This window comes from Enterococcus sp. DIV0876, assembly GCF_050529585.1.
GTDB lineage: Bacteria > Bacillota > Bacilli > Lactobacillales > Enterococcaceae > Enterococcus_D.
In genome coordinates this window covers 931,326-953,575 of record NZ_CP172882.1, presented here as the reverse complement: position 1 = coordinate 953,575, position 22,250 = coordinate 931,326, and the positions used below count along the sequence as shown (strand labels likewise).

The 22,250-nt window shown below is 34.8% G+C and carries 22 protein-coding genes; 1 reads left to right on the top strand and 21 read right to left on the bottom strand.

The features are described from left to right. Positions 1-18: 18 nt before the first annotated feature. From IGI41_RS04415 to IGI41_RS04390, 6 genes are all read right to left on the bottom strand, one after another. Complete coding sequence (locus tag IGI41_RS04415) at positions 19-444, bottom strand: HIT family protein (protein ID WP_430611600.1); 426 nt, start codon at positions 442-444, stop codon at positions 19-21. A 384-nt stretch (positions 445-828) separates the two neighbouring features. Beyond that, a complete protein-coding gene (locus IGI41_RS04410; RefSeq protein WP_311904243.1) occupies positions 829-1,515 on the bottom strand; it encodes a CpsD/CapB family tyrosine-protein kinase in 687 nt (228 codons plus the stop codon). 12 nt (positions 1,516-1,527) lie between these two features. Continuing rightward, positions 1,528-2,313, bottom strand: a complete 786-nt coding sequence (locus tag IGI41_RS04405; RefSeq protein WP_430611598.1) for a YveK family protein — start codon at positions 2,311-2,313, stop codon at positions 1,528-1,530. 15 nt (positions 2,314-2,328) lie between these two features. Beyond that, positions 2,329-3,186, bottom strand: a complete 858-nt coding sequence (locus tag IGI41_RS04400) for a hypothetical protein (protein WP_430611596.1) — start codon at positions 3,184-3,186, stop codon at positions 2,329-2,331. 10 nt (positions 3,187-3,196) lie between these two features. Further along, entirely contained in the window at positions 3,197-3,871 is a 675-nt protein-coding gene (locus IGI41_RS04395; protein ID WP_430611594.1) for a class D sortase, read from the bottom strand. A 13-nt stretch (positions 3,872-3,884) separates the two neighbouring features. Continuing rightward, positions 3,885-4,481, bottom strand: a complete 597-nt coding sequence (locus IGI41_RS04390; RefSeq protein WP_194185248.1) for a hypothetical protein — start codon at positions 4,479-4,481, stop codon at positions 3,885-3,887. A gap of 1,444 nt (positions 4,482-5,925) precedes the next feature. On the opposite strand from IGI41_RS04390, the gene IGI41_RS04385 reads away from it, so the two are divergent. Continuing rightward, positions 5,926-6,264: a hypothetical protein gene (locus tag IGI41_RS04385; RefSeq protein ID WP_430611592.1), complete on the top strand. Its 339-nt coding sequence runs from the start codon at positions 5,926-5,928 to the stop codon at positions 6,262-6,264. A gap of 365 nt (positions 6,265-6,629) precedes the next feature. Here IGI41_RS04385 and IGI41_RS04380 read toward each other — a convergent pair whose 3' ends face one another. The 15 genes from IGI41_RS04380 to IGI41_RS04310 are packed head-to-tail and all read right to left on the bottom strand — an operon-like array spanning position 6,630 to position 21,863. After that, positions 6,630-7,151, bottom strand: coding sequence for an acyltransferase (locus IGI41_RS04380; protein ID WP_430611590.1), 522 nt, complete (start codon positions 7,149-7,151; stop codon positions 6,630-6,632). Continuing rightward, positions 7,148-8,626, bottom strand: coding sequence for an oligosaccharide flippase family protein (locus tag IGI41_RS04375; RefSeq protein WP_430611588.1), 1,479 nt, complete (start codon positions 8,624-8,626; stop codon positions 7,148-7,150). The genes IGI41_RS04380 and IGI41_RS04375 overlap by 4 nt, the downstream gene beginning before the upstream one ends. Before the next feature lie 4 nt (positions 8,627-8,630). Further along, complete coding sequence (locus tag IGI41_RS04370) at positions 8,631-9,905, bottom strand: hypothetical protein (protein WP_430611586.1); 1,275 nt, start codon at positions 9,903-9,905, stop codon at positions 8,631-8,633. Between the two features lie 2 nt (positions 9,906-9,907). Next, the gene (locus IGI41_RS04365) at positions 9,908-11,002 is read right to left on the bottom strand and encodes a glycosyltransferase (protein WP_430611584.1); all 1,095 of its coding nucleotides are present in this window, start codon (positions 11,000-11,002) and stop codon (positions 9,908-9,910) included. 12 nt (positions 11,003-11,014) lie between these two features. Then, positions 11,015-11,992, bottom strand: a complete 978-nt coding sequence (locus IGI41_RS04360; RefSeq protein WP_430611582.1) for an SDR family oxidoreductase — start codon at positions 11,990-11,992, stop codon at positions 11,015-11,017. 2 nt (positions 11,993-11,994) lie between these two features. Further along, complete coding sequence (locus IGI41_RS04355) at positions 11,995-13,305, bottom strand: nucleotide sugar dehydrogenase (RefSeq protein ID WP_430611580.1); 1,311 nt, start codon at positions 13,303-13,305, stop codon at positions 11,995-11,997. Then, entirely contained in the window at positions 13,277-14,392 is a 1,116-nt protein-coding gene (locus IGI41_RS04350; RefSeq protein ID WP_430611578.1) for a glycosyltransferase family 4 protein, read from the bottom strand. The genes IGI41_RS04355 and IGI41_RS04350 overlap by 29 nt, the downstream gene beginning before the upstream one ends. Then, positions 14,389-15,270, bottom strand: coding sequence for an NAD-dependent epimerase/dehydratase family protein (locus IGI41_RS04345; RefSeq protein WP_430611576.1), 882 nt, complete (start codon positions 15,268-15,270; stop codon positions 14,389-14,391). The genes IGI41_RS04350 and IGI41_RS04345 overlap by 4 nt, the downstream gene beginning before the upstream one ends. Next, positions 15,270-15,881, bottom strand: a complete 612-nt coding sequence (locus tag IGI41_RS04340) for a sugar transferase (RefSeq protein ID WP_430611574.1) — start codon at positions 15,879-15,881, stop codon at positions 15,270-15,272. Before IGI41_RS04340 ends, IGI41_RS04345 begins: the two co-directional genes overlap by 1 nt. A gap of 12 nt (positions 15,882-15,893) precedes the next feature. Continuing rightward, a complete protein-coding gene (locus IGI41_RS04335) occupies positions 15,894-17,711 on the bottom strand; it encodes a polysaccharide biosynthesis protein (RefSeq protein ID WP_430611572.1) in 1,818 nt (605 codons plus the stop codon). Positions 17,712-17,723: 12 nt separating this feature from the next. Then, on the bottom strand, positions 17,724-18,488 hold the full coding sequence (locus IGI41_RS04330) for a tyrosine-protein phosphatase (protein ID WP_430611570.1): 765 nt from the start codon (positions 18,486-18,488) through the stop codon (positions 17,724-17,726). 19 nt (positions 18,489-18,507) lie between these two features. Next, positions 18,508-19,212, bottom strand: a complete 705-nt coding sequence (locus IGI41_RS04325; protein WP_430611568.1) for a CpsD/CapB family tyrosine-protein kinase — start codon at positions 19,210-19,212, stop codon at positions 18,508-18,510. A gap of 13 nt (positions 19,213-19,225) precedes the next feature. Then, positions 19,226-20,005: a YveK family protein gene (locus IGI41_RS04320; RefSeq protein ID WP_430611565.1), complete on the bottom strand. Its 780-nt coding sequence runs from the start codon at positions 20,003-20,005 to the stop codon at positions 19,226-19,228. Between the two features lie 15 nt (positions 20,006-20,020). After that, positions 20,021-20,953 (bottom strand): LCP family protein, encoded by a 933-nt coding sequence (locus tag IGI41_RS04315; RefSeq protein WP_430611563.1) that lies wholly within the window; start codon positions 20,951-20,953, stop codon positions 20,021-20,023. A gap of 28 nt (positions 20,954-20,981) precedes the next feature. After that, positions 20,982-21,863, bottom strand: coding sequence for a hypothetical protein (locus tag IGI41_RS04310; RefSeq protein ID WP_430611561.1), 882 nt, complete (start codon positions 21,861-21,863; stop codon positions 20,982-20,984). Between the last annotated feature and the right edge of the window lie 387 nt (positions 21,864-22,250).

Sequence of the window (22,250 nt, the reverse complement as noted above, 5' to 3'; positions counted from 1 at the left end):
CCTCAACTATTTTTGTTCTCACATCATTGTCAACTTTTGGTGAGCCTCCTCTAAACTATGGGTATGGGCAGTAAAATTGGGCCACGTTTGGTTCGTATCACTTTCCATTCGAGGGATGATATGAAAATGAAGATGGGGAACCGACTGCTCAGCAGCGATCCCATTTGCATTGAGTATATTGATTCCTGAGAAACCGCATTTCTCCACATAATAAGTGGCAACATGTTTCAAGGTTCGCATCGTTTGATTCAAAAGAGGTTGTGCACAGTCCAATAAATCATGGACATGTTGTTTTGGAATAATCACTGTGTGTCCGAATACATCATTGCTTTTTGCTAAAAAAGCTAAGGTATCATCATCTTCGTAAATTTTTTTCGCAGATTGTTCTCCATTGATTATTTCACAAAAAATGCATTTCGACCCCATAATTAACACCGCTTTCATGATACGTTTTACTCATACTGCTTTTCAGACCACTTCTGAAACAAGTACGGGCCCTATGTCTAAAGAACACCCTCAAGACACCCTACATTGCAAAAGCTATCACAACTCAATTGTCAGTGACATACAGGATTACTTTCAGCGAAGCGGCCTCGACAATCCATCAGTCAAAGATAGTTCCGCCTGCCAACCAATACTTTAAGCAAGACCTCAACCGGTGGCTGATCCTCTAAACACTTTACAAAACATAAAAGACCCCATCCACGAAAGCTGACAGGATCTTACTGATTGAAACGTAACGAATCATGATGGAAAGGCCAAAATTGTGTCGCCATACTTCTGGCAGCCTATCTATAACCCATCCATCATCAATCCTTATCGTTTTGTTTAGGCGTAATAGTAGTAATTATCATTATTTCCTTTTTTGACACCGTTGTAGACCACACCAATCAGATTGGCATTGGCCAGATTCAACAATTTTTTTGCTTTGATCAAGCCTTGTTTGGTCGTCTTTCTTTCCCGAACGACCAATAACGTACCATCCGTTTTGGCAGCCAAGATTTGTGCATCTGTGACTACCCCGATCGGTGGCATGTCAAAAATAATCAGATCAAATTGTGCGATCAAATCAGAAATGAGATCCGTCATGCGTTGAGATTGAAGCAACTCTGATGGATTGGGCGGTATTGGTCCACTGGTCATGATCGATAAATTCTCTACACCACTATCTTGGATATGTTGATCGATTTGACTCGTTCGATCAGCAATCAACGTACTTAACCCTCGATGATTTGGCAAGTGAAATGTCAATGCCACAGTCGGTTTACGCAAATCGGCGTCTACCAAAAGAACCCGCTTGCCACTATTGGCAAAGACTACGGCTAGATTGGCTGCGGTTGTTGATTTCCCTTCCCCAGCACCTGATGACGTGATCACCATTGATTGTAAATCTTTATCGACAGAGGAGAAATTGATATTGGAACGAATCGTCCGCAATTGTTCTGAAATCACAGAATTCGTATTCGCAACAGTCATTAACGATACTGGAGCGACATTATTGTTTTTCTTTGCCATGACAGATCCCCCCTATACCCGTTTTCTTGTCCGACGCGAAGGTGCGCCGTCTTCTGCATGATTATCTTTGTTGGTGATTAATTTGAATAAATCAACATCGTAGCCTTCATGCAATTCTTTTCGTGACATCTCAGTAATTGTCCCCATCACTGGCAATTCCAATGTCTCTGATACAAAATCTTCATCTTTGACAGTTTTGTCCATTAGTTCCAATAAAAAGGCCAAACCTACACCAATCATAAAGCCGATCACAAAACCAATGGCCAAGTTCAATTTATTATTAGGTGAAATCGGCGCGTTAGGGATCGTGGCCTCAGAGGTGATGGTGACTTTCGTCACATCTAGGACTTCGCCCGCCTTCTCTTTGAAGACATTGGCTGTCGTATTGGCAATATCAGCTGCCACTACGGGATTGTCTGAAGTAGCCACAATCTGGAACATTTGCGAGTTTTGCGACTGCGCCACCGAAATCGCATCTTTCAACTGCGCAACACTATAGGAATAATTCTTCTCTTCTGCCAATTGGGTCTGTACTTCTTTGATCACCAAAACACCATTGATCATATCTTTATATGTATTGATCAACAAGACATTCCCATTAATATCAGATTGTAAATTGGTATTTTCTTCTGCTTTTGCCTGAACGATCATCTCGGCCGAAGAGGAATACATTGGGGTGATGAGAAAAAAAGTAACCCCGCCTGCGACAGCAATACCTAATAAAGTGCTGACCAAAATCAAGGCAAAGCGTTTCTTAAAGATGTTCCATAATTCTTCTAAGCTAATAGTTTCTTCCATGAATGACTCCACTTTCTAATGATTTATCGCATTTCTCATTTTGACACGCAATGGTTCACTGACACCCCATAAAATGAAAGCAAGGATGATCGACCCTACGCCTACCCAGACAAAGCGCAGAATAAAGTCTGTCAAGTAACTGGTCAAAAACAGATAGATGGCGTGTGAGTTGATTGCAATTCGTTCGATATAGCCACTCGTGTAGATCAGCATCGGCACAACGACCATCATTAACCCAGCGCCGCCAAAGATATACGCGCTATAACGCAAGCGGCGATGCCACCATTTGCCGATCACCATCATTGTACCGATCAGCAGCAACAGGAATACAACACCTGCGACAATAAATAGCAGAATCAAGGTATCATCAAATTGCATGACTTTATGCCCATACGTAAGCAAGTAAGGCAATTTGACATATTGGTCAAAGATCGAGATCGCAGACTCTTTCATATACGTCAGATTCTTCGTCATCTCTTCTGAAATCGTAATGTTCTTTTCTTCGGCATATTTGGCGATTGCTTGATCCATATTGGCTTCAATTTGGTCGGTACCAATCAAGTTAAATGGCACATCTGTGTAGATTCCACGGATATAACTATCAATATTTTGTTGGACGACTTCTGCCGGTACCACGTCTGAAAGGACCTCTGCCGGTATATTACTTGCTAAGCCGATATCTGCAATATTGGTATTGATTTCTTTGGCGATCATTTCGGCATATTTGGTTTCATGCACCTGATCCACCATAAATTCTTGGTTAAACAAGGTAGACCTTAATACACCCAATACCATTAAAGAAAACAAACACAATGAACAGACAAAGGCGAGTATGATTTTGGGTAGCTTAGCCAACCACTTTTGATTATTCAACATATCCCTCCTACGTCTGCTCATTGATGATTGGACCCGACACATATTCACACGTCACAAACATGCGTTCATCTGTTAAACCCAATTGATAACTATCGATTGGGTAACACGTATAAAGTAATAAGATACGTTTATCACGCTGTTCGATCAGTGTTTGGATGTCAGCATCCGCTTTATTTTTGATTTCTTCATCCACCACTTTGAAGACATAATTGCCATAAGTGGTTTGAATTTCTACTTCTGTTCCATCTTGAATACCGATCAATTTCCCAAATGTATCGGTATTATGACCACCGATCAACGTCGTTCCCAGTTCTCCCGGAAAGACTGATCCCATAAATTGTCCAGCGCCTAAACGCAAAATTTCGGCAGTATCACCAAAGTATAAGGGCACATCCATTTTTAACGCATCGATTTTTACTTTCCCGTATTGTGTGCCACCGCTTGGATAGTCAACAGTACTAGAAGGCAATTCATTGTTTTCATCAGTATCTAATTGCTCATTATCCACCACTTTAATTTCAGAGGCTTCAATAAAATCAAAATTAGGGGCTTCATTCAAAAGAATGATATCCACCGAAGACGTAATAAATTGGATGACAGGTTTGCCAATCACATACATAAGTGAGTAGCCTATGATCAAGAAAACAATAGGGGCAATGATCATTGCCCCTATTCTCTTCAAAAGTTTTCGCACACTACGCAAGTTTAGACTTTTTGCCTACTACAAACGCACCTGCTGCGATCACTAGTAGCGCGCCCACTGTAGCAATGCTTGCTACATAAGAAACGCCAGTTTGTTTCACAGCACTTCCTGTTGTATAAACAGGATTGCTGCCGCCAGAAGTTACGCTGTCAGAACCCGTAGTATCGACAATTGACACTGAACCAGGACCGAAAGTAACTTTCAATCCCAATACATCTGCTGCTGCTAAGACATAGTCTTTCAATTGCGCAACAACATCTGTTGGGAAAGCTAACAATAATTCACGCAAGCTATTGATATTGGTTACATCAACATTTTGGGCTGCGGCTAATGCACGAGCAGCATCAATGTTTGATACAACAGCATCTACTTCAGCAGTTGTTAACTCTTTTTGCTTCAAGTAGTTTTCAGCTTGGGTTCTATCAGTAGCTGTGATATTGAAAGTTTTGCCACCTACAGTAACTCCTTGGTCGAGTGCAGTCAAGATACGCTGTTCATCATTTGTGATCGCGCCTTCCGCCGCTTGAGCTGGAACCGCTAAAGAAAGAAATACCACAAACGCAACTAACACACTAACAATTTTTTTCATTCGCTGGACCTCCTTTTTTACATATTTGGAAAAGAGGCAAGCCTCTTAAACCACTTTACCTTTTTATCAGGGAAGCCAAATCTAATTGATTATGAGATAGGCCTTATTTTTTTACAACCAATAACAATAAAAAAATGAGAGTTCAACTCCCTTGATTAAATATATCATAAGAAGGTGTAAGCGTAAAACAAAAAAAACTTTATTTTGTGATTTTATTTTGTTCACAAAATCTAAACCAATTGAACGGATATTCATTTCTCAAATCAATCAAACGCTTCAATGGCACTATTTAACAAGATTCATGAAAATGATATTTTCATTCTTTTTCTTATTGACACAAAACCATTTAAAAGAAACGCACAAACAAAAACAATAGTTATTGTTATTTTTAAATTAAATTAAAATGAGTAAATACCCTCCCTATTTTTCAAAGATAACACGATTTTTTTTTGACAAAAAAAATTTATTCATTTTTCTTGCTTATTTCAAGGATTTGCAATAGATTTTTATGTACTTTAGAAAGCACACAATCAGAAATAATTTTTTTAATAACAGTGTTTTTTTTGTTAATTATTCACAAAATTTTATTAGTTACTTGGAATGGTGTATTTTAAACTAACGTTAACAAGTAATTTTGAGACAGTAAAAGATCAAACTGATTTCCCCAAAAGAGTCCTACCTCATATCTCTGGTTATGACCTAGGTAGCCGTCTACGAATTCTGTGCGCACACATCTATATTGATCATACTGCTTTAGGTAATCAATCTTAAGGAGATGGTCATTTTCTGGAGACTGATTACATTATAAATTTCCATGACTCACCTTTATTCAGAACAAGTAGACGCACGAAAAAAATAATTTACATAAAGCCAATCTCTATGATTAGAACAATCTCTATAAATAGGCAATGGTTTACGCTTTTTCATATAAGTTAATATCAGGGAAATCAGTTTTTCTTCATTTTAATTTTTTTCATACTTATTTAGCTGCTCGATTGAAATTTGTCTTTACCCCATAGGTCTTGAAATAGACCATTACAAATTTTTCCACAGAGGGGTTAGATACGGCACAAGCTAAGGTTGGATTCAAACCCGTGTCTACCCTCCTCGCACAACTTGTAGAAAACTCCTATAGACTTCATCCGTCTAGATTTCTTATTAACAAGCACGTGATGCCCTCACCATTCATAAAAACAAATGGTGAGGGCATCCTAAAACTAACGATACACACGGAAATCAGTAGTAAAACTGACGACATCAAATATTTTTGTGTGATTGTACCGACAAAATGTAATAGATCAAATTTTTTTTACGTATCCTTGAAAAAATATTCAACAAAAAATTACTTTGTTCTCAGAGCCTTTAATTTGACCGTATTTTAAATATTGTTAGAATAAGTATACAAAAACAAAAAAATTGATTTTTAGATAAGGAAGAAAATAATTTGTATACATTAACCGATTTAACCAAACTCAAAACTGAAGAAATTTTACCTGATAAAAATAAATATGATTTTTTCTTTCTTTATCTGCAAAATGTACTTCTAACTAACTTAGATGGTGTAGAAGAAATTTGCGAAATGATGCATTTATTTACTCTGGAGGCGCAATTATTGATTTTACTTCAATTACAAAAAATGGAGAATCAACAGATAGATAATTTAACTTCTGAATTAATTGATAAGTTAGAATTTGTGAAAATTGAGATCTATCTTCCACGTAAAAAATGGAATCAGATTGAGCAGACGATTGAAAGTGGTTTGAGGAATAAGAAATTTTTTTAATCCAGTAATTATTACTGATAAAAAAATAAACATTCCAAACAATAGTTTTCGATTTTTGTTCACAATATCATATAATGGACAATTGAATAACAATCATTATAAGGATACAACTTTTTCTATTACAAAGAGCAGTTTGAAAATTATGGATTGAGGGGTGCTGACATAATCTTGAACTAAAAAGTGAGCTCAGAATGAAAGCCCATATGTTTTCCCATAAAGAATGTACGGAGGTAATACAGATTTTTGAAAAATGATTGTTCCATTTTAACAATCATTCTAGAATTAACATATTTATCAATTGATACCTTAAATAATTGGTACAGATAGTATCTGGTTCTCTTCTTCATAATCATCTTAATGAGTGTTTACATAAACTTTTTTGAAATAAAATTGCTTTCGTCCAATGATAAAAGAAATTTCTTTTTTTCATCAAAATTCATAATTTTAGTATTCAAATTATATTTATCCATCCTCGATTTATAGTCACTATATTCTCCAATAATTTTTGCAGGATTACCAGCCACAATTTTACCGGTGGGAACCGATTTTGTTACAACACTACCTGCACCTACTATAACATTATCTTCAATCGTGATTCCCGGCATTAGCAGAGTGTTATTACCTATATAAACATTATTTTTTATAACTATTTTACCAAAAAAATCAAAATTAGGGTTTTCCATTCTTAATAACCATGCACCACCATGGGTAAAAAAAGATACTCCCTTAGTTACTTGTACATTATCTCCAATATTTATTAAATAGGGTTCCGATCCAAAATTTTTTGTCATTATACTACAACCATTACCTACTGTTACTCCTTGTTTTCTTGCAAAAATCTCAGGAGATTGAAAAATAGAAATAATCTTCCTTAAAGTTCTCATCATTTTCCATTCATCGTCCTTTTCTTTATTTTAAAATAAAAAGAGTTTAAAAGTTTAACAGTTTTCTTTCTGTCTTCTTTAAAAAAAGTTGTTAAAATAACGAAATAAACAACTATTAGTAATACAATACTAACAAAACTCCAAATATAAGAGTTAGAAATCACTTGCAATAATGTTCCAATAAAATACATAATGATAGATGATATTATATAAGGAGAAATATTTAAAATTTGTTTTAAAGAGTTTTGCTTAAAAATAACATTCCAAGTTATAAGTGAAAAAATTATTAATATAATGCATATCGAACTTCTTATCAAGTATAATATTTGAAAATTTTGTTGTGCTCCCCAATATAGCAATGGTAACATAACTAATATTTGCAGCATTTGAATAAAGACAGATATCTTAGGTTTACCAATTGCTCTAAATGCTTCTAAACAGTACGAACTTAATAGCAATTTGAAAACATTTGCTAAACTCCAAATCCCTATAAAATTAGCTGCTTCATGCCATTGATCCCCTAATAAAATACCTGTTACTAAATCTCTATATAAGAATATTCCCGTACCTAGAGGTATAAGAATAAGACCAATGTTCTTTTGAAAATCATAATATACAGTAAAAAAATGTTTTCTTTCATTATTCAATCTTGATAGTGATGAAAACAAAACAGGTAATGTTGAAGAAATTATTATAGAAAGAATAGAATTTGATATATTAATTGAAGTTCTATAAAGACCCAAATAGTAATTAGATAAGTATATCCCAATTACAAATATTCCTCCGTAATTTCCTAGCCAACTAAGTAATGATTCACATAATGTCCACAAACTAAAAGATAACATTTCTTTTAGTTTGTGGAAATTATAATAAAATCTTGGTTTCCAATCAGATAAAAAAGTTAATATTAAAGCATTGAAAAGTTGTCCTATCAACGTACCAATAATCATTGCCCAATAGTTCTTATAAACGAAAGCTAATGGTACTGTTACAAAAAATGGAGTTAAAATTCCAACAAAACGAGCATAAAATAATTTTTTGAAATCAAAGTTTCTTTTAAATAGTGCTATTTGGATACTTGAAAAAGATGTCAGTGGTAATGTTAAACAACTAATTGCTAAAACATTTCCCAAGCCCTGAATGCCTATTATATTTGCTATATTATTTCTAAATAGAAAAATAATAAGCCACGCCAAGATAGAAATAGCTAGATTTGTAATAAAAGCTACATTTGTCGATTTATAAAGTTTTTCTTTAGTTGAGAATTCATGCTGAATCAAAAATTTCTGAAATCCTGCATCCGAAAAAATATCAGCAAAACTATTCACCATTGTTATTGTAGCAACAATACCAAAAATTTCAGGAGTTAGTACACGAGCTAAAATCATATTAGAAATAGGAGTAACTAATTTAGCCATAACCTCAGCAGTCCCAGCCCACTTAGTTGCAAAAGCGATATCCTCATTAATACTCTTCAATACGTTATCTCCTTTTTGTTAATGTTTGCTTAAAAATATTGTAGCAAGTATATATTAGATAAAATAGTATAGTCAGATACAAATACACCCTTAATCGAACAAAGAAAGTATACAAACTATTTCTATGAATATAGAATGCACATTCTATCCCGACCGTCATTGCCCATGTTCTCAGAAATAAAGACGTTTTTGGTGAAACTGTTAATTTAAAAAAAACATTAGCGAAAGTTAACAATATAATAATCAAAAATACAACTAATATAATACTTCCTTGCGCATACGCTTCTGCTATGAAAGAATTGCCTAAAGTCCCTGGATTATACTCAGGATAAAATGATGCTTGTAAAAATGAATTGAACGACTCTATCTGAAAAAATCTTCCTATGAATGGTATTAATAAAGACAAAATACCAGTATAAGTACTTTTACTTATATCTAAACCATACGAAACAACGTAATTTATATGATTTAGTATTATATTAGATTCGCTCATTTTAAAGCTATCAAAGTAGTAACTCGGAGAAGATAATCTTTCTTTTACTAATTCAGTATCTCCAACAAATAGTGCTCCAGAAACTCCTTTTATAATGTAAACAAAACTTATTAAAAATAAAGCAGCAATAATAATTTTTCTGTTTTTTTTCAAAAAGGTAATCAAGTTATTTTTATTTATATTCTTATTTATATAAATAATAAAGAAGGCAATTAAGGAAAGTACTATAAATGAGCGATGGCCCATTAGAAATGTTACAATTAGTGGATAAATCGCTAAGACTTTCCATACTGAGTTTAATTCTTTCCATAGATACAATCCACTAACAAAAAAATAAAATGATCCATACTTAAAATATGTTTCGATGAAGCTAGAATCTTGTAATAGTTCACTTTTGTTAAACTCAACCCTTGTAAACAAATTCATATCAATAGTAAAAAACAAAGCAGCAATGAATAAAAACAACACTACAATTTTATAAGAAGAAACTAAATTATAATTCATTTTTGGTTCTTCATATATAAGATTCTTATTATATCTCCTTGGAATGACATAAAACATCAATATTATTATTTGATTAAGCCATAACAATATATAAGTTGTATTATTAATTTCTAAGGGAATAGGAAATCTTAAACTGTGCAAACTATATATTTCTCCGAAGAATGCATTGAGATAATAAAACAAAGAAGATATATAATATAAATCAACAAAAGTGAATTTTTGTTTCTTCGTTAACAATATAAATAAATTAATTAAAACAAAGATATAGTAAACCCAAATCATCTTCAATCTCCTTTGCTTATGATAACTTTTAATATTTTATCCATAAAATCAGATATTGAAAAGTTTTCTTCCGCAAAATCTCTTATTTTACTTTTTGAGAAATATTTAAATTCGCCATTTTTTATAAAGTTTTCCAACTCACATTCTTTATCAAATATCTTGCCATTTATATTATCAATACTTATAACTTCGCTAATTCCACCGGGTATGTTTAAACTAAGAGCTGGAATGCTACAGGCATTAGCTTCAATAACAACATTTGGAAATGATTCTCGCTTAGATGTGATTATTAAAAATTCAGAGTTAGTCATGTATTTATAAACATTTCTATTATATCCATGTAGAAAAACTTTATCTTCAACATTGATTTCATATATAAGAGTTTTTAAATTTTTGTTTTCTTTACCTATTCCAAAAATATCTAAGACAAAATTATCTGGAATTTTTTTCATCATTTGAATCATTCGTGGATAATCCTTCACATCCTCCAATCTTCCAACAGCTATAATATGCTCTTTGCTTTCATCCCATAAAATCTCATTATCAAGAGGTTGATTTTTAAGATAGTCTATTTGTTCAAAATCTATAGGGTTTGAGATTACTACGACTTGACTTTCTTTCAATCTAAACATATTAATTACATCAGTTTTCATAAATTCAGTTTGTACAATAACTAAGTCAAGTTTTTTAAGTAGGATTTTATACAAAATAAGTAGAATTTTTTTCTTAAGATTTATATCTTGTTTAAACCATACTGAATGTACTGCGTTTTCTCTTGCAACAAACCTAAGTCTTCTAAAGAAAAAGAATTTTAGAAAAGCTAACATTACGTTAACATGTCCAATAATAGAAAATACTAAATCTGGTGATTTCTCAGAAATTAATTTTTTTAAAGCAAATAATTTATAAATTATATTGCCATTTCCAACATCATGAACAACAATATCTTCAGATAAACGATCTAAAAGTTTACCTTCTTTTTTAAGTAATATTACTTCACAATTATATCCGATTTCAGAAAGATTATTTACTATTGTAACAAAGACTTTCTCTGCACCACCTGCATTCAAATTGGGCGCAACAAACAAAATTTTCATCTTATTTCACCATTAAACAGTTTCTTTATACCAATCTATTGTTTTTTTTATTCCATCATAAAAATTAATATTTGCATTATAACCCAAATCATTGTTTGCATTACTAATACTTGCATTTGAGTGCTTTATATCTCCTGCTCTTTCTTCTCTATAAATAGGCATTATATTCTTTTTACCTAGATACTCAGAAATTACTCCATGTAAATCATTAAGACTAATTCTGCCCCCAGCAGCTATATTATATGCATTTCCACTTACATTACTACCAGAAATAGCGGCTTTCAAATTAGCTTCGATTACATTGTCAATATAAGTAAAATCACGTGAAGTCTTCCCATCACCATTTATAACTGGAGATTGATTATTTAATAAAGATAGTATAAATTTAGGTATTACAGCAGCATAAGCTCCATCAGGATTCTGTTTACGTCCGAATACATTAAAATACCTTAGTCCTACAGTTTCTAAACCATATAATCTAGCGTATATTTTCCCATATTCCTCATCAACTTTTTTTGTTAGAGCATATGGCGAGAGAACATTTCCCTCATCACCTTCTACTTTTGGTAATGTTGGACTATCTCCATAAACCGACGAACTTGATGCATAAACAAATTTCTTCACATTATTTTTGACCGATGCTTCCATCATATTAACAGTTCCTTTAATATTGACTTCTTCATAGTACACAGGCATTTCTATACTTCTAGGCACACTTCCCCATGCAGCTTGGTGTAAAACATAGTCCACACCATTACAGGCATTATCACAAACTTCGTAATCCGTTATTGTTCCATTGAAAAACTCAAAACTTTCGTTACTTATAAATGGTTTGATATTCCTATAAAATCCATTAGATAAATTATCTAAGCAACGAACTTTGTATCCCATTTCAAGCAATGCTTCACATAAATTACTTCCAATAAATCCAGCACCACCAGTGACAAGAAATTTACTACCTTCTGGAAAAACAACATTCTTATACCCCATAATTATAATCTCCAATATGAAACATTTTTTTCTTCTATGTCTGTTTTATTTAGCATTCCTTTTAAATCCATAATAACTTTTTGATCATTAACCTTATCTAACCAGTAACTATTATCTTTTTGAACAAAAGAGTCATGGTTTACCGCTATAATCATTAAATCTAAATTATTCATCTCTGATTCATCAACAAATTTAATGCCGTATATTTTTTCTGCTTCTTGCGCATCAGCTTCAGGATCATATACAAGAGCCTCTATATTAAACTCTTTTAATTCGTCTACTATATCAATCACTTTTGTATTTCTTGTATCTGGACAATTTTCTTTAAAAGTAAATCCAAATATACCTACTTTTGCTTCTGCCACGTTCTTTTTATTTCGAATCATAAGTTTAATTGCACTCTCAGCAACGACTTTCCCCATATCATCATTGATTTGACGTCCAGCTAGAATAATTTGTGAATGATATCCTAGTTGTTCTGCTTTATGCGTTAAATAATATGGATCAACACCAATACAATGACCGCCAACTAAACCAGGAGAAAAATTAAGAAAATTCCATTTGGTTCCAGCAGCTTCTAAGACTTCTTTTGTATCAATTCCCATTTTATGAAAAATCATGGAAAGCTCATTCATGAAAGCAATATTGATATCACGCTGTGAATTTTCAATAACTTTAGCAGCTTCAGCAACTTTTATAGATGCAGCTCTATGTACTCCTGCATCTACCACCAATTCATAAACCTTTGCAATAGTGTCTAATGACTCCTTGTCCATTCCAGATACCACTTTAACAATTGTTTCTAGTCTATGAATTTTATCACCCGGATTGATTCGTTCAGGTGAATACCCCACCTTAAAATCTTCTCCGCATTTTAGACCAGATTCTTCTTCAAGTATTGGTATACAAATATCTTCAGTTACACCAGGATAAACAGTTGATTCAAAAACTACGATAGATCCCGCTGTTAAATTTTGACCTACGATACGACTTGCAGATTCAACAGGAGTTAAATCTGGTGTATGATCTTCGTTAACTGGCGTTGGTACAGCAACAATATGAAATTTTGCATTTCTCAAATCACTAGGTTCTGAAGTGAATTCTACAGAAGTTTTTTTGATTACTTCATCTCCTACTTCTTTTGTAGGATCTATCCCATTTATATATAATTCAATTTTTTCTTTATTCAAATCAAACCCTATTACTTGGGCTTTTTTTGCAAAAGCTACCGCGATTGGCATTCCTACATAACCTAGTCCTACTAAAGAAATTTTTTCATTTTTCTCAACAATTTGTTGGTATAGTTCTTTCATAACATAATTCCTCAATTCTTTCGATATATTTTTTTACAACTATCTGACGATCAAAATCCTGGGAAATTTTTTTTCTTGCTTCTTTCCCCATAGTTTGACGCTCATTATATCCCAATTTCAAATAATGCAAAATTGCATTCTTTAAACTTTCTTTATCTCTAGGTCGGCATAGTAACCCAGTAACATTATGTTCAATAATTTCTCTGCATCCTGCTATATTAGTGGCAATTACACCTCTACCTGATGCGCCTGCTTCTAATAAAACATTGGACATACCTTCATGATAACTAGGTAGAACTAAACAATCCATTTCTTGCAACAGCAATTGAACATTATCTACCATACCGTGATATTGAAGAATATTTTCTGATTCTTTTAACCGAATTATTTCTTCATAATCACCGTCAATAAACCCTGCAATGTGAAATTCTACATTGTCAACTTCTCTCATAATCTCTTCAGCTGAAAAGAGATATTCATCTATCCCTTTTTCCTTCATTATTCTTGAAATAAAAATAAATTTAATTTTATCATTATTAGGATAATCTAGATAACTAAAAGTTTTTAAATTAACTCCTGAGCCAGGCAAAAGAATTTCGTGATTTGTTTTTATCTTATTCTTCACAAAAAAGTGTTGATTTTCTTCATTTTGAAAAACTACTGTATCAATTTTTTTAAATGTCCTTCTGTACATCAAAATAAGAACTTTTTTTAATAGATTATTATTTTGAAATGGCGATCCTAAACCTGTTATATTAGCAATAGAAGGTATACCTCTTTTAGATGCTTCCAACCCCGCATAAATATTAGGCTTTATAGTGTAAAGGAGATTAACATCCGGTTGAAATTCATCCATAACTTTTCCGTATTCACTTTTAAGTTTGAGCTCTTCCGGAAGACTTTTTCCGTGTCTATTTAAATTACTATCAAAAAATTGACATCCTAACTCAGTAAAATAGTCAATTTCTTTCCCATATGGACAACAAATTCCAACTGTATAATCTTTTTTTAAAAGTGCTTCTACCAATTCTTTCCTCAAGTTAAATACATATTTGGGATGGTTTGCTATCAATAAAATTTTTTTCATTGGTAATCATCCTTATTCTCTGTGAGACGTATACTCGTTTCAAACTCGGTTGAAGCATAATCCATATACACTTCTCCAAAATACGTGTCGGGTGTTCCAGATAAAGTTTTATCGTATGTTAAACTCCCGAAAACTTTGTTTAAAAATTTAAATTTTTTGGACAAAATATTTATCAAAGATGAACATCCTCTAACAAAAAAAATATTTTTCCTATTCTCAATAGCAATTTGTTTCACTAATTCGGTAGTATTCACATATTTTGAGTTTTGAGGATGAAATATACCATGCAATTCATTATCTAAGCATATCTTGATGAAACGAAATAAATTCTCTGAAAATAGCATACTTCTTTTGTTATAAACTTTTGGAAACAACTTCGTTTTATTTGCTAATTTTGAAAGTCTTTGATAATTTCCAACTGCATGAGGGCCATAAATCATCGGTGGCCTGACGACAGCTACTTTGAAATTGTCACTTTGTAATTCAGTAAGAAGCAGTTCAGCTTCTCGTTTAGATTTACCATAAGGATTATTAGGTTTAGGAATTGTATGCTCTGTTATGGTTCCAGTATCTTTACCAAAAACAGACATTGTACTAAAGAATATAAATTGTTGTACATTTTCTTTCAGTGCCTTTTTAGCTACTTCAACTGCTAAATCACGATTCACTTGATAATATATGGCCTCACTTTTAACTTTCACATGAACAATGGCAGCTAAATGAATAATTGAATTATAAATAGAAAAATCACGATTCCTCCAACTGCTATCTTTTAAATCAATTGTATCAAACTGATACTCTCTCTCATAAACCTTCATCCAGTTTACAAATGAGGAACCAATATAGCTATTTTGTCCAGTAATGAGTATACGCTTCATTACTTTACCTCCTCATCAATACCTCTTGTTCTTCCTTCAACAATACCTTCACTTTTAAAAACAGAAATAATTGTTTTAACAAAACATTTTACATCCATACTAAATGATATATTTTCAGTATATAATCCATCCAATTTAGCTTTGTGATCAATTGCTAACTCATCTCTCCCACTGATTTGTGCTAAACCAGTTAAACCAGGCCGAATATTGTTTGCATTATATTTATCTCGTTCATCAATCAAATCATATTGATTCCATAACGCAGGTCTTGGACCAATAACTGCCATATCACCCTTTAAAATGTTAAATAGCTGCGGCAATTCATCTAAGCTGGTTTTCCGTAAAAACTTACCCACTTTTGTGATAAAAAAATCAGGGTTTTCCAATAGATGTGTTGGCATTTCTTTCGGTGTGTCAACTTTCATAGTTCGAAATTTGTAAATATAAAAATGTGATTTATTCTTGCCCACTCGCTTTTGCTGAAAAATAATTGGTCCTTTTGAATCTAGCTTGATCGCTACACACAATATCAAAAACACAGGCGATAGAATGATGATACCCACTAAAGACATAAAAAAATCTATTCCCCGTTTTAACCCTTCCTTATACATCTAAATTCACTCCTATTTATTGGAAGCATTCGCAAAATGAACAACTGCTTTTGCTAATTGATTGTCATCTTGTGGTAAATTTTCAACGACATCCATGACTTCATTTATGGGATAACCTTTGATGTTTCCTACAAAAATCTTTTCAAATACCGCTTCATCGTTGCGTTCCTTATCCAGAAGCAACTCTTCATATAATTTTTCACCTGGCCGGATACCTGTTTCAATAATTTCGATTTCGTCTTCACTATAGCCACTCAAACGAATCATATTTTTGGCAAGATCGACAATCTTCACTGGTTCGCTCATATCTAATATGAAAATTTCTCCACCCTTTGCCAATGCACCTGATTGAATCACCAAGCGACTTGCTTCCGGAATCGTCATAAAATATCTTGTCATGCGAAAATCTGTCACAGTAATTGGACCGCCTTTTGCAATCTGTTCTCTAAAAACCGGAATCACACTCCCACGAGATCCCAATACATTCCCGAAGCGAACCGCGGAAAATTTGGTACAGCCTTCTTCATTTAATCCTGTAACGATCATCTCAGCGATTCGCTTCGTTGCCCCCATCACGTTAGGTGGATTGTTTGCTTTATCAGTAGATACCATCACAAAGTTCTTCACTTGCGCAGATTTCGCAGCTTCTGCTACATTTTTTGATCCGTAAATATTATTCTTTACTGCTTCTCTTGGATTATATTCCATCAATGGTACATGTTTGTGTGCAGCAGCATGATACACAATATCTGGGCGATAGGCATGCATAACATCAAAAATTCTGTTACGGTCTTGAACATCAGCGATAATTGGTATAATCTCTGTGATACTATCTTTGTAAGTATTTTTTAATTCACGCTCGATCAAATAAATCGAATTTTCACCATGCCCTAAAAGTAATAATTTACAAGGATTAAATTGAATCACTTGGCGACAAATCTCTGATCCAATCGATCCGCCTGCGCCTGTAACAAGAATCGTTTTGCCAGTAATCTGATCTTTAATTGAATCAATATCCAACTGTACTTCATCTCTACCTAATAAATCCACGACATCAATTTTTTTCAGACGTGACATACTGATTTTGCCCGAAGCCATTTCTTCCATGGATGGCATTGTATTGACTTTAACATGTAATGGCTCAATTGCTTCAAAAATTTCGCGTAATTTTTTGCGAGAGAGGGAAGGAATGGCGATCGTAATCATTTTTATCTCGTATTTTTCAATTAATTCTGGTAATTGGCTAATATTACCAAATACTTTCTTACCAGATAGATAGGTGTTCTTTTTATTCGGATCATCATCAACGAAACCTATCACATTTATTTCACTGGCTGTTTTTGAGCCTAAAAAACTATTGTAAAGAATACGTCCACCTTCACCAGCCCCCACAATCAAAGTGTTCTTGGTATGATCGCTGGTAATATAGCGACTGTTCTTTTTTTCTACATACAGTCGCCATATCAATCGACTAGATATGATAAAGGAAAGCGATAGAAAATACGTAAAGGTAATCATCCGTAAACTATAATTTTCATTAACAAAGAAGAAACATGCGATACTCACGAGTGAGCCAAATGACAATGCAAGAAAAATCGCAATCATCTCACTCAGGTTTGTGTACCGATTGATTCTTGAAAAAACACGGAAAACAAACCCAAATATTAAATAAAATACAATAGATAAGACTGTAGAGAGACGCACAAAATCCATTGGTATCGATACAAATGGTTTCATGAAGTAATACGATGCCATATTTGCTATAACCAGTAGCAAACTATCTACTAAAATCAATGTAATAATCTTTCTTCGTCTTGTTAAATCAAACAATCCAAAAGCCCCCTAAAATAAACCAAACTTTTTCTTTTTCACTTCTATATATTCTGGATAATCAATTTGATCCCCATTAATCAAATCTTTTGCAACATCTTTCATTTTTGTCACTTTGTGCTGACCAAAATCTTTCGCTATTTGATCATAAGCCTCCCGCATATAAAAAGTACGTTTTTTAACCCCATGCGCATCAGAAGCCATCATTTGTACCAAATTATGTTCAACCATGAGTTTTGCGGTCTTCTGAATATCTTTGCCAAAGATCCCCACATAACTGGGTGCCGTCAATTGCGCCAAACACCCCATCTCTAAGAATGGGATCAAATGATTGGGATCCTTTCTGAAATGTGCATTCCTTTCTGGATGGACAATCACGGGGGTCATGCCTAAACTTTTTAATTCGAAGAATGTGCGTTCTGCATAAGTAGGAACTTCCATTGTAGGAAATTCTATCAAAATATACGTATCCTCTAAATCTGTAAAAAGAATTTCATCTCGTCGTATACCCTCAATTAAATCTCCTGTGATGCGTACTTCCTGACCTTCTAAGACTGTTAATGGCAAATTGCGCCGATCTAATTCTGATTGCAAAAAAGAAACCAGAGAAATGACGTCAGATTTAGGATTCCTATACTTTCCATTGTTGTGATGGGGGGTGCATAGAATGTGGGTGATCCCTTGACTGATTGATTTTTCAGCCATGGCGATACTTGCTTCCAAATTCTCGGCTCCGTCATCAACACCTGGTAATATATGACAATGTAAATCAATCATTTCTCTCGTCTCCAATCAGTTAGTTTCCGTAATAATAATAATAGCCAGAATCTTTGCTGTGTTCTGCACCATTGTAAACAACCCCTAGAACATGAGCCTGAACCATATTCAAGAGTTCCTTGGCTTTACTCAAAGACTCTTTCCTCGAAACGTTTTCCCGGACCACGACGATCGTGCCATCGACTTTAGATGCCATAATTTGGGCATCTGTGACCGCAACTACGGGTGGCATATCAAAAATCACGATATCATATAAATTTTTGGCTTCTTCGATGACTTGATTCATTCTCGCTGAACCGAGTAATTCTGATGGATTTGGCGGCTTTGGCCCGCTTGTTAATACAGATAAGTTATCAATGATCGTTTTTTGCGCTGCTTCTAATATGCTGGTAGATGTACTTAGGACTGTGCTTAATCCTGACGTATTATTCAGATTAAAGGTTTTATAGACGGTTGGTTTTCGCAAATCCGCATCGACCAATAATACCCGTTGCCCAGATTTCGCAAATACCACGGCTAAGTTTGCAGAGGTAGTGGATTTGCCTTCCCCTGGTCCAGAAGAAGTAATCACCAGCGTCTGGATTTGACGGTCTGCAGAGGAAGCGAATTGGATATTGGTCCGGATCGTACGGTACTGTTCTGCAATCGGAGAAGACGGATCAACTAATGTAATCAAACTTACCGCGTGGGTTTGGGTCACTTTTCTTTCTTGTTTTTTGGCCATCAATTTTCTCCTCCTATACCCTAGACCGACTGCGCCGAGATTCAGCCGACTTATCACTTGCTGGCTTTTTCATTACTGGTGCTGCTTCTTTTTTGGGAATTGTTGCATTTAGTTCTTTCTGTGTCATCTGTGGTACAGTTCCTAAGACAGTGAATCCTAAGGTATCGGTCACAAACTTATCATCTTTGACCGTTCGATCTAACAGTTCAAATAAGAAGGCCAATCCAATCCCTACCATCACACCAAGCACTAAACCTATCGCCAAATTTAATTTATTGTTTGGAGAGACCGGTGATGAACTAGCTACTGCACTGGACACGATCGAAATTTTGTCTACATTCATGACGTCTTTGGCATTTTCTTGGAAGACCAAAGAAGTTGTATTCGCAATTCGTTGCGCTGTGACCGCATTGGGACTTGTGGCTTGAATAGAAAACATTTGTGAGTTTTGCGATTGATTGACCGCGATTGCTTCTTTGATTTGTCCGGCGGTCATGTCAATATTGTTTTCTGATTCTAAGCGGTCTTTGACTTCATTCATCACCAAATCGCTGACGATCATATCTTTATAGGTATTGATCATTTGCAGATTGGTATTCACATCATTGGCATTGGTGGTTTCTGACTGTGGCAATGTGACAATCAATTGCGCTTGTGAACTATATTTAGGTGTGATAACAAAGAATGTTGCGACTCCGGCAAGTGCCAGTCCAACAAACATTGAAATCAGTATTGTTGTTATGTGCTTGCGTAAAATTTCGAAGATTTCTTTTAAACTAATCGTTTCTTCCATTATTTCTCCACTTTCCTATTCGTTATCTAAGTTCAATTGGGCTTTCAACTCTGTTTGAACTCGAGCTAATTCATCATCACTGACACGTTGGTATGAAATCCCGTCTTGCATGAAGCCTTCACCCTTTAATTGGTCTTGTTTGACAGTATTGAAGGCATCGCGGTAATTCAGTGCAATGGTCCGCAAATCGTCAAAGCTCATGTCGGTTTTCATATTGCTCTCAACCGCTGATAATATCCCTTGGTATTTGCTCACACCATCAAAACTCAATACTTTACGGGCAATCCCTTCGACAATTTTGCGTTGCCGTTCTTGTCGACCATAATCACCATTCGGATCTTCGTGGCGCATTCGGGAATAAGCCAAAGCTTGATCGCCATCCAGTGTGATTTTACCGATTGTAAAATCGTACCCGCTTTGTGAGAAGGTTAAATCGTTGTTGACTTCAATCCCGCCAACAGCATCTACCAGCTCTTTCAAACCAGCCATATTGATGGAAATATAGTGATCGATCGGAATATCTAAGTAGTTCTCCACCGTATTCATCGACATCGCCGGGCCGCCGAATGCGTAGGCATGGTTGATTTTGTCTTGTGTCCCACGGCCTATGATATCAACATAGGTGTCGCGAGGGATACTGACAATGGTTGTTTGATTGTCTTCTGGACTCACGGTTGCCACCATCATCGTATCAGAGCGCCCTTGTTCGACCCTTCCTAGATCCCCTGTATCGATACCCATCAATAACACAGAGAAGGATTGATTTTGTGCCAAATCAACTTTCGTTTCGCGTTTGGTTTCCTCTTGATCCCGCTCCACCGACTCATAGGTCTTTTGGATCGATCCTGAGAGATCCATATACAATTTCGCACCGACACCCACGATTCCAATCACCAAGACGGCCAAGATACCAAAAATAATCAAAAAAATCTTTTTTCCTTTTGACATGTTTTTTCCTCCAGTTGATACTTGCTTATCAGTAAGCTGAATCTGTATCGGCTTCTGTATCTGTCCAGTTACTTTCATCTTGTGAATCCGTGTCACTCGTATCTGAATAGGTGTCCGTTGCTGTCGATGTTGTACTACCGTAATAGCCGTAACCCATTTGTGTCGAAATAGCGTCAGCAAGTTTCGCATATTTCTCTTTGAGTTCTTCGTTTCTCACTTGATTGATACTGTCGACCACTCCCAGATATTTGTCTAGGGTGACTTCACTTGTAACTACATTATCTTTTAACATACTTTTAAAGCTTTCATCAAGTTTCGCGATTCGGTCTAATTGGGCATCGGCGTAGCCTAGATACTCAGTCACGAGATCTTTCCACTTGCTATCGTCGAAGAAATTCAAGTTTTCTCGGACATTGCCGACATCGGTCACCTTCAGATCTGCTTTGATAATGACGTTGTTCTCCGCTTTTTGCCAATTTGAGACCCCTTTGGTAAAGAGGGCATCGGCCGCTGATTGGACATTGAGTTTTGCTTCCACGTCCTTCAGTTGATCATCTAATGCTGTTTTTTGCGCTTGGATACCTTTGGAATCGCTTGGCAAGGCATCCTCCTCGATCCCATAGTCATCCGCGGATACTTTGATTGCTGCTAATTTGGCCACCAGTTTCGAGACGTCTTCTTGTGTCAGGTCTTTTCTCAAGAATGTTTGGTCATCGTTGCTGTATAGTTTGCCAATCTCTTCTGCAATAGCTGCTAGACTGTCTTTCTCTGTAGCAATGGCGGTCTGTGCATATGCCACCCGCTGTTCATATTGCTTTTGGTTGTTCTGCCTGTAGCCTAACAAGCAGATCGCGACCGCTCCAATACCCACGAACAAAACGGTCAAAGTCTTAAATAACGGCTTTCCCATGAACACACTCCTTAATTCAATTGTGTAGAAACAAAAAATCTGCCTTCAAGATTACTTAACTATACAAGGCAATTCTATCTTATTATATGAGAAAATAGACCTCAATGAAAGGATATTCATGATATTTCTATTAAAAACCCCTGTTATTTGATCTCAGAAAATAAAATTATTCGTGTCTTTGTTATCATTTAATCCAAAAAAATAGCCGCTGCCGCCTACTATTTTGAGTAAAAACTTGATAGAACCGCTCCATCAATGTAGGAAAGCATCCATAAGATGACAAGACTTAAGTGTGTTGTTGCAATGAAGCTGTTATCTATGGAAGAAGTGTTGATGACGCATGATCAGTATTTTGATACATCCGAATGCATCTGAGACTGAATGCAA